The organism is Dyadobacter sp. 676, from assembly GCF_040448675.1.
Lineage (GTDB): Bacteria > Bacteroidota > Bacteroidia > Cytophagales > Spirosomataceae > Dyadobacter.
In genome coordinates this window covers 1,243,058-1,258,530 of record NZ_CP159289.1, presented here as the reverse complement: position 1 = coordinate 1,258,530, position 15,473 = coordinate 1,243,058, and the positions used below count along the sequence as shown (strand labels likewise).

Annotated in this window: 14 protein-coding genes and 1 pseudogene; 10 read left to right on the top strand and 5 right to left on the bottom strand. The window is 52.4% G+C overall.

The annotated features are described in order from the left end of the window. Nucleotides 1-98: 98 nt before the first annotated feature. From ABV298_RS05770 to ABV298_RS05760, 3 genes are all read left to right on the top strand, one after another. A complete protein-coding gene (locus tag ABV298_RS05770) occupies nucleotides 99-470 on the top strand; it encodes a DUF1801 domain-containing protein (RefSeq protein ID WP_353721215.1) in 372 nt (123 codons plus the stop codon). A gap of 278 nt (nucleotides 471-748) precedes the next feature. After that, nucleotides 749-3,607 carry a PVC-type heme-binding CxxCH protein gene (locus ABV298_RS05765; RefSeq protein WP_353721214.1) on the top strand — a complete coding sequence of 953 codons (2,859 nt, stop codon included), beginning with the start codon at nucleotides 749-751 and terminating at the stop codon, nucleotides 3,605-3,607. A 251-nt stretch (nucleotides 3,608-3,858) separates the two neighbouring features. Further along, nucleotides 3,859-4,341 (top strand): low affinity iron permease family protein, encoded by a 483-nt coding sequence (locus tag ABV298_RS05760; RefSeq protein WP_353721213.1) that lies wholly within the window; start codon nucleotides 3,859-3,861, stop codon nucleotides 4,339-4,341. Here the strand turns inward: ABV298_RS05760 and ABV298_RS05755 are convergent, their stop codons facing one another. After that, complete coding sequence (locus ABV298_RS05755) at nucleotides 4,342-5,529, bottom strand: DUF748 domain-containing protein (RefSeq protein ID WP_353721212.1); 1,188 nt, start codon at nucleotides 5,527-5,529, stop codon at nucleotides 4,342-4,344. Between the two features lie 178 nt (nucleotides 5,530-5,707). On the opposite strand from ABV298_RS05755, the gene ABV298_RS05750 reads away from it, so the two are divergent. The 4 genes from ABV298_RS05750 (at nucleotide 5,708) to ABV298_RS05735 (ending at nucleotide 10,039) form a co-directional block, all read left to right on the top strand. Next, nucleotides 5,708-6,049 carry a YciI family protein gene (locus ABV298_RS05750; RefSeq protein ID WP_353721211.1) on the top strand — a complete coding sequence of 114 codons (342 nt, stop codon included), beginning with the start codon at nucleotides 5,708-5,710 and terminating at the stop codon, nucleotides 6,047-6,049. Between the two features lie 58 nt (nucleotides 6,050-6,107). Beyond that, nucleotides 6,108-7,238, top strand: coding sequence for a sigma-70 family RNA polymerase sigma factor (locus ABV298_RS05745; RefSeq protein ID WP_353721210.1), 1,131 nt, complete (start codon nucleotides 6,108-6,110; stop codon nucleotides 7,236-7,238). Nucleotides 7,239-7,560: 322 nt separating this feature from the next. Continuing rightward, a complete protein-coding gene (locus ABV298_RS05740; protein ID WP_353721209.1) occupies nucleotides 7,561-9,627 on the top strand; it encodes a glycoside hydrolase family 95 protein in 2,067 nt (688 codons plus the stop codon). A 28-nt stretch (nucleotides 9,628-9,655) separates the two neighbouring features. Then, complete coding sequence (locus ABV298_RS05735; RefSeq protein WP_353723149.1) at nucleotides 9,656-10,039, top strand: glycoside hydrolase family 95-like protein; 384 nt, start codon at nucleotides 9,656-9,658, stop codon at nucleotides 10,037-10,039. A gap of 185 nt (nucleotides 10,040-10,224) precedes the next feature. On the opposite strand, the gene ABV298_RS05730 is transcribed toward ABV298_RS05735, so the two are convergent. From ABV298_RS05730 to ABV298_RS05715, 4 genes are read right to left on the bottom strand one after another with little or no spacing between them, the layout of a single operon-like run. Further along, nucleotides 10,225-10,929, bottom strand: coding sequence for a LytTR family DNA-binding domain-containing protein (locus tag ABV298_RS05730; RefSeq protein ID WP_353721208.1), 705 nt, complete (start codon nucleotides 10,927-10,929; stop codon nucleotides 10,225-10,227). Between the two features lie 26 nt (nucleotides 10,930-10,955). Beyond that, nucleotides 10,956-11,456, bottom strand: a complete 501-nt coding sequence (locus ABV298_RS05725) for a hypothetical protein (RefSeq protein ID WP_353721207.1) — start codon at nucleotides 11,454-11,456, stop codon at nucleotides 10,956-10,958. 15 nt (nucleotides 11,457-11,471) lie between these two features. Then, a complete protein-coding gene (locus ABV298_RS05720) occupies nucleotides 11,472-11,960 on the bottom strand; it encodes a hypothetical protein (protein WP_353721206.1) in 489 nt (162 codons plus the stop codon). A gap of 12 nt (nucleotides 11,961-11,972) precedes the next feature. After that, a complete protein-coding gene (locus ABV298_RS05715) occupies nucleotides 11,973-13,049 on the bottom strand; it encodes a histidine kinase (protein ID WP_353721205.1) in 1,077 nt (358 codons plus the stop codon). A 220-nt stretch (nucleotides 13,050-13,269) separates the two neighbouring features. On the opposite strand from ABV298_RS05715, the pseudogene ABV298_RS05710 reads away from it, so the two are divergent. From ABV298_RS05710 to ABV298_RS05700, 3 genes and pseudogenes are all read left to right on the top strand, one after another. After that, nucleotides 13,270-13,902: pseudogene (locus tag ABV298_RS05710) on the top strand (CHRD domain-containing protein); the annotation flags it as partial. Nucleotides 13,903-13,933: 31 nt separating this feature from the next. Continuing rightward, nucleotides 13,934-14,119: a CHRD domain-containing protein gene (locus ABV298_RS05705; protein ID WP_353721204.1), complete on the top strand. Its 186-nt coding sequence runs from the start codon at nucleotides 13,934-13,936 to the stop codon at nucleotides 14,117-14,119. 388 nt (nucleotides 14,120-14,507) lie between these two features. After that, entirely contained in the window at nucleotides 14,508-15,437 is a 930-nt protein-coding gene (locus tag ABV298_RS05700; protein WP_353721203.1) for a nuclear transport factor 2 family protein, read from the top strand. The last annotated feature ends 36 nt before the right edge of the window (nucleotides 15,438-15,473 follow it).

The window sequence follows — 15,473 nt, the reverse complement described above, 5'->3', positions numbered from 1 at the left end:
TGAGCAGCTTGCCTGTTTTTTGTGTAGCTGACGGAATTATGCGGCTGTCCGGTAAGATTCCCGATTTTGTGATTTTCCAGTTTATTCAAAACGATGTAATGGCTACCGGGAAACCTGGTTCGATTGATGAATATATTGCCGGCTTTCCGGAAACAGTGCGGGCGATTTTGTATGAGATACGCGCGGAGGTCAGAGCTGCGGCGCCGGATGCGGAAGAAACCATTTCGTACGACATGCCTACCTTCAACCTGAACGGCACCTACCTCATTTATTTCGCCGCCTGGAAAAAGCACGTGGCGCTATACCCTGTCACGGCGGCGATTTCGGAAGCATTGTCCGAAGAGCTTGCCGGTTTTAAAGGGACGAAAGGCTCCGTGCATTTCCCGTTGAACAAACCTATGCCACTGGATTTGATCCGGAAAATCGTAACGCTGCGAATAGCCGAAAACCGGCGGGCGGCCCAAAAGTAACCTGCCATTGCCGGTAAAATTGTCACCGGCTTTCGAAACAAATTTATGGCCATGTAGCCAACAGGCTCGCAAAACATTGATTCGGGATACATTTCCGAACGTGGCCTGGCAGCGGCTTCCGCTAGTCGGGGATTGTGCACGAGAGTGTGAATTTTCAAATGTCGAAATGAATTTCCCCCGACGTTTCTTCGAGCGCGCCTCTAAAAAACTGCCATAAGTATAAACCCGATGGTGTATTCCTTTATTCCTCGACTTTCGAAGCAGAAATTCCTAAACAGATGAATATGATAAGGTTGACCCACATTCTCGTACCACTGGCGCTGGCAATGGTGGCGGTTCCTGCCCTGGACTCCGTCGCACAGCAGGCCCCGACCACACAAACCGCTGAAAAATTTGACCGCGACTATGCGCTGGAAGCGACGATGCTCGGCTTCTTCGCCAAAGACGGCGCCCGCAACCCCACGCTGAAGGCGAACAAAGGCGACCGGGTCAGGATCACGATCACCAACGGCGAACTCATGACGCACGATATCGCGCTGGAAAAACTCGGGATCAAAAGCAAAGTGATCATCGAAAAAGGGACCAGTACTAGTATTACCTTCAAAGCCGAGCAGAACGACACCTATTATTGCTCTGTGCCGGGGCACCGTGCGGCGGGCATGGTGGGTAGCTTCGAAGTAGTGGAAGGGGTTATTTCCAACGAGACCGTAGCAGGCCAAGTGCCCATGAAGGACGGCCAGCCGCTCAACCTGGGTTTTGAAACGGGCGATCTGAAAAACTGGACAGCCACGGGCGATGCCTTCACTAATGCGCTTTTCAGTTCCGACCCCTCGCCGGTGCATGAGAAGGAGATGCATATCGGTTATGAGGGCAAATATTTCCTCAGCAGCGGCGGCACGCTGAACTACAAGCAAACCGGTACCCTCACCTCCGTTCCGTTCCAGGTAACCCAGCCTTTTGCCGCTTTCCGGGTGTCGGGCGGGGCGTTGCAGGATACGCGCGTGGAAATCGTTACGGCGTCGGATAACAAGGTTATTTACCACATTACCGGCCAGGGCAGGGCTACGCTGCAACCCGCGGTGGTCGACCTGCAGCCGTATCTGAACAAGGAGATTTTTATCCGGATCGTCGACAACGAGACGGGCATTTCGCAAATCCCCTACATTCCAAACGACAAATGGGCGCATATCAACTTCGACGACTTTCGTTTCTATGCAAGCCGCCCCGAGTTTCCCAACGAGCTGAAACAGAAGGATATCATCATTCTGCCACCGCTGGACCCGGTCCTGAACGCGGGTTTGTCCGGAATAGAGGCGGCGAAAGCGATGACACCGCCGCCGGGCTTTAAAATCACGCTGGCGGCGGCAGAACCCGATATTATCCGGCCAATCAGCTTTACCGTGGATGCACGCGGCAGGTTATGGGTTGTGGAGGGGCATACTTACCCGGTACGCGCCCCGGAAGGGAAGGGCAGGGACAAAATCCTGATTTTCGAAGACACCAATGGTGACGGCACACTCGATAAGCGCAAGGTATTTGCCGAAGGCCTCAACCTGATCAGCGGCATCGAAGTGGGAATGGGCGGGGTATGGCTCGGATCGGCGCCGCACCTACTGTTTATCCCCGCCGATTTCAAAAACGACAAGCCTGCCGGTCCGCCGCAGATATTGCTCGACGGCTGGGGCCTGGAAGACACCCACGAGGTACTCAACAACCTCCGCTGGGGACCAGACGGCTGGCTTTACGGGACACACGGCGTGTTTACCCATTCCAATGTAGGCAAGCCGGGAGCGCCCGATTCAGAAAGAACGAAAATCAATGCGGGCGTATGGCGTTATCATCCTACTTCGCACAAATTCGAGGTTTTTGCGGAAGGGTCGAGCAATCCCTGGGGAATCGATTTCAATGAATACGGGCATCCGTTCATCACCGTGTGCGTGATCCCGCACATGTACCATGTGATACAGGGGGCCCGCTACCAGCGGCAGGCCGGCAAGCATTTCAATCCCTACACTTACGACGACATTAAAACCATCGCCGATCATGTACATTGGGTGGGAGAGCGGGGGCCGCATGCCGGTAACTTCCGTTCGGCTTCCGCGGGCGGGGGACATGCGCATGCGGGAGCGATGATTTACCTGGGCAACAGCTGGCCCGGGGAATACCGCAACGACATTTTCATGAACAATATCAATGGGGCACGCCTCAACATGGACCACCTTACCCGCTCGGGATCCGGCTATGAGGCAACGCACAAAAACGACTTCATGGCGATGAACGACTCCTGGTCGCAATGGCTTAATTTCAAATACGACGCCAGCGGCTCGGTATGGGCCATCGACTGGTACGACAAAAACCAGTGCCATAGCCCCAATCCCGATGTTCATAACAAAACCATGGGACGGATTTTTAAAATAACCCATGAAAACGATAAATGGGTACAGGTTGATTTATCTAAGGCGTCGGATATGGAACTGGTAAATTACCAGCTGAACCCGAACGAATGGTATGTCCGCCAGGCCCGGACGATCTTGCAGGAACGCGGGCCCAACAAAAAGGTACACAAGGCATTGAAGGAAATCCTCGCCAAAAATCCGGACGAAACCCGCAAGCTACGGGCTTTGTGGGCGTTGCACGTGACGAAAGGGCTCACCGAGAAGGAGCTCGCGGAGCTGCTTTCCCACGATAGCGAGTACATAAGGAGCTGGTCGGTGCAGTTGCTGACGGAAGGCAAAGCCGTGTCACCGGAAATATTGAAGAAGTTTGTAGAAATGGCGCAAAAGGACAATTCCAAATTGGTGAGGCTTTACCTTACTTCCGGAATGCTCCGCCTGGATCCGTCACAGCGCTGGGATGTGCTCGATGCGCTGGTACAAAAAGCCGAAGATAAGGACGATCATAACCTGCCACTCATGGAATGGTATGCTGCCGAGCCACTGGCCGCCGTCGATGCGAAACGAGCGTTGCAACTGGCGGGAAAATCTCCATTCCCTAAAATGCTGCCTTACATGGTCCAGCGGGTGGAGGCAATCGGTACAGACGAATCCAGAAAGATTTTGAAAGACTATAACAAGGTCGGCCAAATCGGGAATCAGCAAGGTCATCACCACACGACCGGGACCGCAATGAATCACTGATCACTGAAAAAGGGCTCCCGCGGGAGCCCTTTTTTGCATAACGTTGAGTAACATGATTTGAAGTATTTCTACAAATGTAATCGAATTGATTATGATGAAAATATGATAAAAGTCATGTTTCTGGTTTAATCGGGAGTTGAAAAGTCGTGTCATAACCGACAAGAATGGTGTTTTTTTATTTGAAAATCAGATGAAGAAGTAGCATTTCAGCCGGAAAGATCGGAGATTGCCTTTTTCAAAGTTCTTAATTTATGGAAAGAGGGAGAATCAATTTTTTCGAGAAAATGGCCACGCGGATCACCGCCTGGACAGGCAGTTCCATGGCTTTTGGCGTGGCATTAGGGGTTATACTCGTTTGGGGCATTACCGGGCCGGTTTTTAATTATTCCGATACCTGGCAGCTGGTGATCAACACCGGGACGACCATCGTCACCTTCCTGATGGTTTTTCTGATCCAGAAATCGCAGAACAAAGATTCCAAAGCCATTCAGTTGAAACTGAACGAACTGATCGCGGCGAGCCGCTTCGCAAGCAACCGGATGGTCGATATCGAGGACCTGAGCGAGGCGGAGCTGGATGTGCTGCGCAAATTTTACCGTAAGCTCGCCGAGATGTCGGAAATGGACACCGATATCCACACATCGCATTCAATTGACGCAGCACAGCGGCTTCACAAGCATAAGAAATGGGAATTGACGGACCTTTCACAGGGCGATACCGGCTCACAGGAGTAGCTAATCGCCTTTGTTGCCGCTCTTTTTGTCCTTGCTTTTCTTTTCTTTTTTGCCATCACCACCGGAGAAGATCTTTTGCAGAAAGGTCTTCTTCTCCTTTTTGTCTTCCTTCACCGACGCGATGCTGATCTCGTTGTCGATGGACGGCTGAATGGCGTGGATGAATGCATTTTGAAGGATGTTGAGAATCGCAACCCATACATTCGTCTTGGGGTCGTCCAATCGGCCCTGGAACGGCACTTTGGTGGCTACCTGGCCTTTGTTTTTGTTCTCAAACAGCTTGCCCGCCCCGCCCGCAACAGCTTCCCAGAGTTTTTGAAGCACATTGTCCTTGCGGTCTTCTTTTCCCAACACATCGAGATTCTTGATCACCGGTTTTACATATCCCTTGAATTCATCGTCTTTGGCGGCTACCTCCGTGTAAAGTCCGAAACGGCCGTCGTTGACGTCGACCTTCGCATATGCCTGGAAAAAGTCGTTCAGTTTAACCAGGTTGGTGTTGTTCAATTCGGCGCTCATGTCGAAGGTAGGGGCATCGGCGAGCGGGTTGAGCTTTGCGTCGAAACGCAGCTTGCCCTCATATACCTCGGCAGTGGCGTGGATGCTGGCGGGCAAAAGTGCCGTGGAATCGTAGCTGTTCCGCAGGTTCTGGGCGAGCAGGTTCACGTTGGTCATGGCGATATCGACGTTGGGTTTCGAGCTGAAATCCTTGTACTGGATCGCCCCGCCGCGCAGCTCGCAGCGGTTGATGTTCAGGGGCATGAATTGGTCGAGTATCCGGCGAAAATCCGCGGAATCCTTCACGACCTCCTTCGGTTCGACCTTATCCTTGGTAAAAAGCAGGTATGGCCTCTGGAAAACCATTTCGCCCACAATGGAGCCTTTGAACAGCGCCTTCCATTCCACCGAGAGATCGACCTCCCGGGACGCAAAAAAAGGCGTTTGCTTGTGTGTGACGGAGTCTTCTTTATTAATGTAAATACTGTCGATCTGGTAGGCCCCGCGGATAATCGCAAGGTCGATATCGTGAATGTGTCCATAATACCCGTCCATATTCGCAAGGCTCCTGTTTGCGAAGTAGAGGACGGCATAAGGTAATAACAGCCGGATCACCACAATGGCGACCAGTATCCCGATCAGGATTTTGGCCGTACGTCTTTTTTTCGAATGCGTGCGTGTAACGGTCATTTCCAGGCTATTTTGCAATGTTGACAGATTTTTGATGCCTTTTTGTTAAACAATCGTACCAAAGTGCGTGTGTGTTTTTTTAAAGGGATTGGTATTTTTTTGAAGAAAATCCTAAACTTTTGTCCAACATCGCCGTGGCCGCTCGTCAATCGGTTTTAAAACTTAAATCTTATTTGAAATGAAAGACTTCTTGTTTGTTTTCAGAAACGATGCGGCCGTAATGGCGGGCATGTCACCGGAAGAATTGCAGAAAAGCATGCAAAAATGGATGGACTGGATTGGCGGCATCGCGGCGCAGGGAAAGCTGGTCGACCGTGGCAACCGTTTGGCCAACGAGGGCAATGTGGTCAGGCCATCGAACCTTGTAACCGACGGGCCGTACATCGAAACGAAGGAATCCGTAGGCGGATTCATCATGGTGCGGGCGGAGTCGCTGGACGAGGCGACCGAAATGGCGAAAGGCTGCCCGATCCTCCTGGCTGGCGGCAATGTCGAGGTCCGGCCTATTATCCATATGTAATTCCAGCCTGCGTACGATAAGCCTTTGTAACCAGCAAAGGCTTATTTAATTTAAAGCCATGGAAAATCAGGAGTTGCTACCCCATTTGTTCAGGACCGAATACCGGAAGATCACCGCGGTACTCGGCAAGACTTTCGGTTTGGAACACATTGAAATCGCCCAGGACATTGCCAGCGACACCTTTTTGCTCGCTTCCGAAATTTGGGGGATCAAGGGGATACCCGACAACCCGGTGGCATGGCTCTATACCGTGGCACGTAACAAAACACTCGATTACCTCCGGCGTGACAAGCTTTTTAAGGAAAAAATCAGCGGCCAGGTGGTCAGGGACAGCCCGATGGAGGATGAGATTGTCATCGATTTGTCGAGCCAGAACATTACCGACAGCCAGTTGCAGATGATGTTCGCGATTTGCCACCCCTCGCTCCCGATCGAATCGCAGATCGGGCTGGCGTTGAACGTGCTCTGCGGGTTCGGAATCAACGAGATCGCCAGTGCATTTCTGACCAGCAAAGAGACGATCAACAAACGGCTTTACCGGGCGCGGGAAAAGCTGCGCGCCGGGGAGGTGACAATGGCGTTTCCCGCCGAAGCCGAGATCGAACCCCGGTTGGAGGCGGTTTTGAAAACCTTGTACCTGCTTTTCAATGAAGGGTTTTATTCGGCGGGAAAAGATGTCACATTGCGAAAGGACGTTTGTATAGAAGCCATGTGGCTCACGAAAATGCTGACCGAAAATCCGGGTACCGACCGGCCCCCGGTAAATGCATTGCTTGCGCTGATGTGCTTTCACGCCTCCCGCTTCGAAGCACGGACCAATCCGCAGGGCGAAACCGTGTTGTACGAAGATCAGGACGACAGCCTTTGGGACTCGACGTTGATTTGTCGCGGGGAATACTATCTCAACCGGGCGTCCGTCGGGCGACAACTTTCGCGTTACCACCTCGAAGCCGCGATCGGCTACTGGCATACCATCAAAGCCGACACCCCCGAAAAATGGGAGCACATTCTGCAATATTACAACCAGTTGCTCATCCTCGAATACTCGCCCATTGCGGCCCTGAACCGCACTTATGCCCTGGCCAAAGCCCGCTCCAGAACCGAGGCCATCCACGAGGCCGAGAAGCTGAACCTCGCGGATAACCACCTGTACCACTCATTGCTGGGGGGAGTTGTATTTGGGAATTGATAATGCAAAGGCTTTGGCGTACTTTAAAACATCCGCCTCGCTGGCCAAATCGAAAGCGGACAGACAGTTGTTGCAAGAGAAAATACGCCGGGTCGATGGAGGTGGTTGAGAGGTGATCTTTTTCACAATTCACATCCTCGTTAAGCTTTTATTAATCCTCCTGTTAATAACCCCAGCCTAATTTGCCGTCGCTATGCTTTTTCAACCCTGTGCCGACATAAACCGGCACGGCAGCACGGGGCTTAATCAAACTTTTATAACCCAAAGCATTAAAAATCCTTATTTGTGTCCTCTTAACACGATGGACAAGAACATAATTTTCATGAAACGCCTATTTCTGAGCCTGACCCTTTTTGTTTTTACCAATCAAACTTTTGCACAAACATCCGGCGCGTTGAAGCTCTGGTACAGAAAGCCGGCCGGTAACACCTGGACGGACGCATTGCCCGTCGGGAATGGCCGGTTGGGTGCAATGGTATACGGTAACCCGGAAAAGGAAATTCTCAAACTCAACGAATCGACTGTATGGGCAGGTGGACCCAACCGCAACGACAACCCGAACGCCCTGGCTGCATTGCCGGAAGTCCGCAAACTGATTTTCGAAGGCAAACATGACGAGGCCGCCAGGCTGGCGGCCGAAAAGATCGAATCGAAAACCACGAACGGAATGATGTACCAGCCCGTGGGTAACCTGAATATCGACTTTCCCGGTCATGAGAAATTTACGGGTTACTATCGTGAACTGGACATCGAACAAGCGGTAACAACGACGTCCTACACCGTCGACGGCGTCAAATACACCCGCCAGGTTATCGCTTCCGTCCCCGATCAGGTCATCGCGATCCGGCTGACGGCCGATAAGCCGGGGAAATTGACATTTACTTCGTTTCTGAACAGTCCTCAGAAGGGAGAAAGGACGATAGAGAAAGGAGGAAGGATGGTTTTTGCGGGGATCAGCGGGGATAAGGAGGGCATTAAAGGGCAGGTTGCATTTCAGGCACACGTACTGGTGAAGCCGGAAGGCGGGCAGTTGAGTGCGGGAGATACTTCGCTGACGGTCAGGCAGGCCGATGCGGCTACAATTTATATTTCCATTGCCACCAATTTCGTGGATTACAAGACGCTGACGGCCGACCCGAGAGCCAAAGCCGATCGGTATCTGGTTAAAGCCGCAGCCAAGCCGTTTGCGACGATCCTCAAAAGCCACATCATTGCTTACCAGCATTATTTCAACCGGGTAAAACTCGATTTGGGGACGTCCGAAGCCGTGCAATGGCCTACGGACGAGCGTATTGCGAAATTCGCTTCGGGTAACGACCCTCAATTGGTTGCATTGTATTTCCAGTTCGGACGGTATTTGCTCATCTCCTCCTCGCAGCCGGGAGGTAACGGAATGCCGGTAGGCCAGCCGGCCAATTTGCAGGGTATCTGGAACCAGTCGATGAACCCGCCGTGGGGTAGCAAATACACGATCAATATCAACACGGAAATGAATTACTGGCCCGCCGAGGTCACCAACCTGACGGAACTGCACGAGCCATTGGTACAAATGGTGAAGGAACTATCGGTAACCGGGCAGGAAACTGCGCGCGTCATGTACGGCGCGAGGGGCTGGCTGGCGCACCATAATACCGATTTGTGGCGCATCACCGGTCCCGTAGACCCGATTTTTTACGCCATGTGGCCCATGGGCGGGGCGTGGCTGAGCACGCATTTGTGGGAAAAATATTGCTATTCGGGCGATAAGGAATACCTGAAATCGGTGTACCCGGCATTGAAGGGCTCGGCGCAGTTCTTTGTGGATTTCCTGGTGCCCGAGCCGACCCATCGGTGGCTGGTGGTGGTGCCCGGGATGTCGCCCGAGAATGCTCCGTCGATCCGCCCGAAGACGACGATCGGGGCGGGGAATACGATGGATAACCAGATCGTGTACGACATTTTTACCGCCACCATCCGCGCGGCGGAGACATTGGGCACGGATGCCGATTTTGTGAAGATATTGAAAACCAAACGTGCGCAGCTACCTCCCATGCAGATCGGGAAGTTCGGGCAGTTGCAGGAATGGCTGGAAGACCTCGATAGCCCGGAAGACAAGCACCGCCACATTTCGCATTTGTATGGATTGTATCCATCGCACCAGCTTTCGGCCTACCGCACGCCGGAGCTTTTCGGCGCGGCCAGAACTTCGCTCGAACACCGGGGGGGATGTTTCCACCGGCTGGTCGATGGGCTGGAAAGTAAACTGGTGGGCCCGCCTGCTCGACGGCAACCGCGCCTACAAGCTCATTACCGACCAGCTTTCGCCTGTGAATGCGCCGGGAAAAAAAGGCGGTGGCGGAACCTACACCAACCTCTTCGACGCGCACCCGCCGTTCCAGATCGACGGTAACTTCGGCTGCACGGCCGGTATCGCGGAAATGCTCATGCAAAGCCACGACGGTGCCATTCACCTGCTTCCGGCCCTTCCCGACAGCTGGAAGAACGGGGCGATCAGCGGCTTGCGGGCCCGGGGCGGATTCGAGATCGTGTCGTTGGAATGGAAGGATGGAAAAGTTTCAAAGCTGGTCATCAAATCGAACCTCGGCGGAAACTGCCGTTTACGCCTTCCCAATGCGCTGAAAGGCAACGGGCTTGTACTTGCCGCCGGGGGTAGCCGCAACAGCAATCCATTTTACGAAATACCGGATATTCCAAAGCCAATCATATCGCCGGCCGCAAAAATAGCGCCTTCGAAACTGCCCGAAACGGCTTTGTATGATTTCAAAACGGAGAAAGGCAAGACCTATACATTTACCCGCTAGTCCTAACCCTTATTTCACCTATCACCATAAAACAAGAAGATCTGGATCGCCGGTATGCTGGCGGCTACGCTGGTGATCTGGGTAAAGCCGATATTTCAGGTATTCCCAAAGGATATTTGAGCAGATACTGTCTTTGGCCGGCGAATTGGTTGACCATGAATGAACGTGAGACAGCGCCCGATACCCTACCGGCCGATCGCCATGACTTCCTCTCTGTAATTCCGTCCGATCGGAATTTGCCAGGAGCCCCAGATAATCCTGTTCCGTTCGATGCGCCGGATTTTATCGATCGCCACAATAAACGATTTGTGCACCCTGAGGAAGCGTGCGGGCGGAAAAATGTCGAGCATAGCCTTGACAGACCCTTTGATGACCACCTTACCGGCGCTTGTGTGGATAATCGCGTAGTCTTTCAGGCCCTGGATGTGGGAAATGTCGTCGAAAGCCAGGCGCACGCGTTGTACGCCACTTTTGACGAAGATAAAGTCGGGCTTTTCCTCCGGAGGATTCTGTTCCAGGTTGGCGTTCTGCTCCTTGAGTTGCAGAAAATCGCGGACCTTTTCAAGGGCATGCCGGAAGCGCATCTCAGAAATCGGTTTGAGCAAAAAATCGATAACGCCGAGCTCGTAACCTTCGAATGCATAATCGCGGTAGGCGGTGGTGAAAACGGTCACCGGTGGCTGCGAAAGTGATTTCAGGAAGTCGATCCCGTTCATTTCCGGCATTTCGATGTCCAGAAAGAGCACGTCGGCCTCGTGCGCCTGCAGATAGGCCAGGGCGTCCCGGGCATTGCCGAACTGGACGGCGCCCCCGATACCCGATTTCCGCAGGTATTCTTCCAATACTTCCCTCGCAAGGGGCTCGTCGTCGATGATCACGCATTGTAGCATACGTTGTGGTTATTTAGCTACCGGAATTAGTTTCTGACCCGGTTGAAGGTGTAGCTCAGATAGTCGCCGCCGACCATGGGTTCCCGCGAACCGTCGAGTATAAATAATACATTTTCATCACCTTTCAGCAGGAAAACCGATTTCTCGGGGTAGCCCGGGTCGATCACGATCACCGTGGCTTCCGGATCTCCGGCCGTACCACGAACGAGCGCCCATTGGCCGGTGCGAGGGGTGTCGCGGTAGAGCGAGCCGTCCCACCGGTAAGTCGACGGTTTCCGGGTTTGCGGGTCCTGATAAAACGTGAAACCCCATTTGAGCACCTCGCAGTTGGCTTCCACAGGCGTATTCAACATCCGTGCCATGGTCTGGCAAGGTACACGGCCGTGAAATACTCCCCACACGTTTGGCCCCTCCGCGACAGGCTGGCGGGTCGTGGTTTTAGACGGAGCGTTCGGTAATGCCATGGATTGTGCGGCTGTTTTTTGCAGCGTGATGAGACAAACCGTAAAAAGCAATAGTGTTTTCATGGCTAACAGATTGATTTAAAGGTTGGAGCCCTGGCTGTTGAATGTATAGCTGAAACCTGCGTTGCCAATCATCAGGTTGCCCTGCTGGTCGAGCAAATGTAGCAGACGGTCGTTCAGCTGCACAAAGGTGATGGCGGTCCCGGAAGAAGCAGGATAGAGAGTGAAAATTTGCTTGCCGGGCGTTGGGCCGGTGTTTCCGGCGAAGCTCCACCTGCCGGATATTTCTTTCGAAAAACCATCGTTCATAAAACCCTGCGTACCCGGTTTGGTCATTCCGTAGGTGTATTGGAGTTTAAAATCGTCGCGGCCGAGATTGCGAGGGTCGCGGCGGAGGGTGAGCCGCCATTTGATCATTTCACAATCGACCTCGCGGGGAATGGCCAGCAAATGCCTTGGTACGGCGTCACAGGGCGTCGCGGCGACGAAGACCCGAGGCTCGGGCGACACCATTGAACCGGTTGTGCCCCAGGCCGTAAGCAGTAAAAGCCAGATTGATTTCTTCATAGCAAATCCGGATTATGCGTTGACAAGATCGATTTTCATAAAAACACTGAAACGTTCCTGCTGATCGTCGATCCGCAGGCTGTGGCGCGACGGGTACAAAAGTTCCAGTCGCTTGCGCAGATTTGCCAGGCCTATGCCGCCTTTGCCGCCTTTCGGGCCAGTGTTCGGTTTGCTGTTTTCGATAGTCACTTCCACCACCGATGGCCCGACGTTGATTTTTCCATGCAGCCAGCCTTTGTCCGATCTTCGGCTGACGCCATGCTTGAATGCATTTTCCACCAGCGGCAGCAACAAAAGCGGGGCTATTTCCTTACCGTCGGGACTGCCCGCTACTTCGAGCGAAATGTCCGGGTTATTGTCGTAGCGGATACGTTCGAGTTCGATATAATTATGCAGATAGCTGATCTCCTTACCGAGCGAAACGGTGCTATCGTCGCTGTCGTAGAGCATATATTCCATCATTTCCGAAAGTTTCAGCACAACTTCGGGCGCCAGGTCCGATTTCTTCAGCGTCAGCGCGTAGAGATTGTTCAGGATATTGAAAAGAAAATGCGGGTTCACCTGCGAGCGGAGAAAATTGACTTCCGCGTTCAGCTTTTCCACGACGATTTTTTGCAGGATCCGCTGCTGTTCGTACCAGTCGATGCTCAGTTTGAGCGCAACCATCAATGCGAGGTACCAGAGTGTGCTGAAAAAGTTATACGAAAGCGCCTCCGCGATATTGCTGTTCCGCATCGGCCCGATCACATAGCCGTATAAATAGTAATCAAAAAGGCATTGCACGAGCAGGTAACCCAGGATCGACAACAGCACCAGGCTAAAGTATTTACCGTACTTTTTCCTCAGAAGATATTGGGGTAAAAAGTAATGGAGGTTCAGGTAGGCGATCACGATCAGCAGCGCCACGCGGGCTATCACGCAAATGGCGAAATAGTTGAGGCTCGCCTTGAAGATCAGGTACCTTTTTTCATAAAGGAAAAAGCCGGTGACCAGTAACCAGTAACAGGCGTGCACGAGTGCATATTTGACTGTTACGGGGCGGTTTGAAAGCGGAATCCGGATTTGTCGTTCCAAAAAGGGCGTATCCATAATGCGGTTGTAAAAGACGTGACAAATGAATGGAAAAGATCGGTGCCGGTAAAATTATGTCGACCAACGCGCAAAAAAAGTAGAGCAAATGCCGGAAGCTCCCGTAACTGGTTATTTCTTAACGTTTTATTGATGTCTATACCAGAGAACTTCGCTTATTTAATTGTAATTTTAGAGGAATAATTTAGCTAAATCTTTCAACTCAACCCAACAAAACCAAATGATGAAAATTCTATGCAGATTTGGAATGGTATGGTTGCTCGTCGCGCTGTTCGCAGGCTGCGACGACCACGGCGTACCCCAGGATGTAGTCAGGCAGAGCGGCCTCCCGCTGAGCGGTTCCCAGGAGTTTCCGGCCAAACAAACACCGGCGAAGGGCTGGGCCGATGTTTCTTACAACAAAACCACACATGTGCTCACTTTTACCCTCCATTGGGCCGACCTCACGGGCATTCCCACGGGCGCGCACATACACGGGACGGCGGCACGCGGCAGCAATGCGGGGATCAAGTTCGATTTCTTTTCGTCCATTCCCAAAACAACCACGGGCTCCTATTCGTCGTCGGTGGTGGTAGACGGAACGAGTATCAACGAAACCGACCTTTTGAACGGATTGTATTACTTCAACATCCACACGCCGGCTAACCCGGGCGGTGAAATCAGGGGACAGATCGAATTTTACGACCAGCCGCACATCGTCGTGAAACAAGGGTTGCCGCTGACCGGCGCTCAGCAGGTGCCCGCGGTGGTTACCAACGCCTGGGGAACGGTGGATGTGATGTACAACAAGTCGACGCATTTGCTCAGCTATTTTATCAAATGGAAAGACCTGACGTCGACGCCAACCGGCTCGCATATTCACGGGACAGCCGCCAAAGGGGCCAATGCAGGCATTCAGCACGACTTTTTTTGCCAATTTCCCGAAAACATTATCCGGCGAATATTCCAATTCGGTGATGGTGGATGGCGTGAAAATCAAGGAAACGGAACTGCTGAACGGACAATACTATTTCAATATCCACAATATCATTTATCCTGCGGGTGAAATACGGGGCCAGATCGAATTCTGATCGCAACCGGTTTAAAAGGATAATCCCGTCCCCAATACGTGGGGGCGGGATTATTATTACAACAACTGTACTACACCATTTATCTGTCGGTATTCCTGAGAACCGGGATAAATAACCTGTATGAAACTCCCGTTACAAAGCTGCCGCAAATTCCGGCCGGGATAAATGGTGATTTAACGGCCCTTCTAGTACAAATCGGGATTTCCGGAACAGACCGACCGCAAAACACATAGACGAATGGCATATATGGATAATATTACGACGTTTTTATTCTACAAATGCATTTGGCCGATACTTGGTGTCGTCCGTCGATAAGGCGTTGCGGCGCTTTTACTTATGCGTAAGATGCTGTATCATTGTGTGATAACTCCTAACTAGATCGTTCCGCATGTTCCGGCCTTTTCATATTCCGCCTCGGATCAACCTGCGTTTTTACCTGCGCTGGTGTTTCTGTGTTGCATTGGTTTTAGGCTGCGTATATAGTGGAAGGTCACAGCGGACCGACCCGGATGTGGTTTTGCTGATAGCGGAGGAAAAAGCTTTTGCGGCGAAGGCGGAGGAAACCGATGTCCCAACGGCCTTTCTGGCCTATCTTGACAGCGCCGGGGTGATATTTAATGGCGAAGGCGCCGTGAATGGCATCGCACAGTACAGCAAGGCCCCAAAAGGCGGGAAGGAACTTCTAAAATGGTACCCGCTCATCGCACAGGTTTCGCGAAGTGGCGATATAGGCTTTACTTCCGGGCCGTTTCAATTCATTGCCGAGCGCGGACAGGACCCGGCAGGTTCCGGCTATTTCTTTTCGGTCTGGAAAAAGAATGCAGCGGGTAAATTCAAGGTAATGCTTGACGGCGGTGTCATCCATTCCCCGGACCGAAACCATAAAGAAGCATTCCGGATCGATCCGGAGCCTCAACAAGAGACAGATTACGACTATATTTCACCGGTATCGTTTGCGAAGGAGGACAATCTGGCCCCCTGGAAAGCGGAAGACGCGTTTTCCGTAGCCGCGGGAAAAGATGCCGGCCAGGCTTACAAACAGTTTTTGGCCGAAGATGTCGTGTTGCTCCGTAGCGACAGCCCATTCGGAAAAACCCGGACGGAAGCACTGGGGACGTTAGCCCGGCAACAAATTCAATCATACCAATTTATCAGGTCAGGACAAGGTATTTCCACCGCGGGTGATCTTGCCTATTGTTTCGGCAAGGCAACGGCCGTCAAAAACGGCAAACCTGTGGAGGGATTCTTTACGCGCGTCTGGCAACACCGGCCCGAAGGCTGGAAGATCGTTGCCGAGCAGGTCAGCCTGTTTCGTTAAAAACTAACGCAAACCGTTTGCACGCCGGCGGCGGTC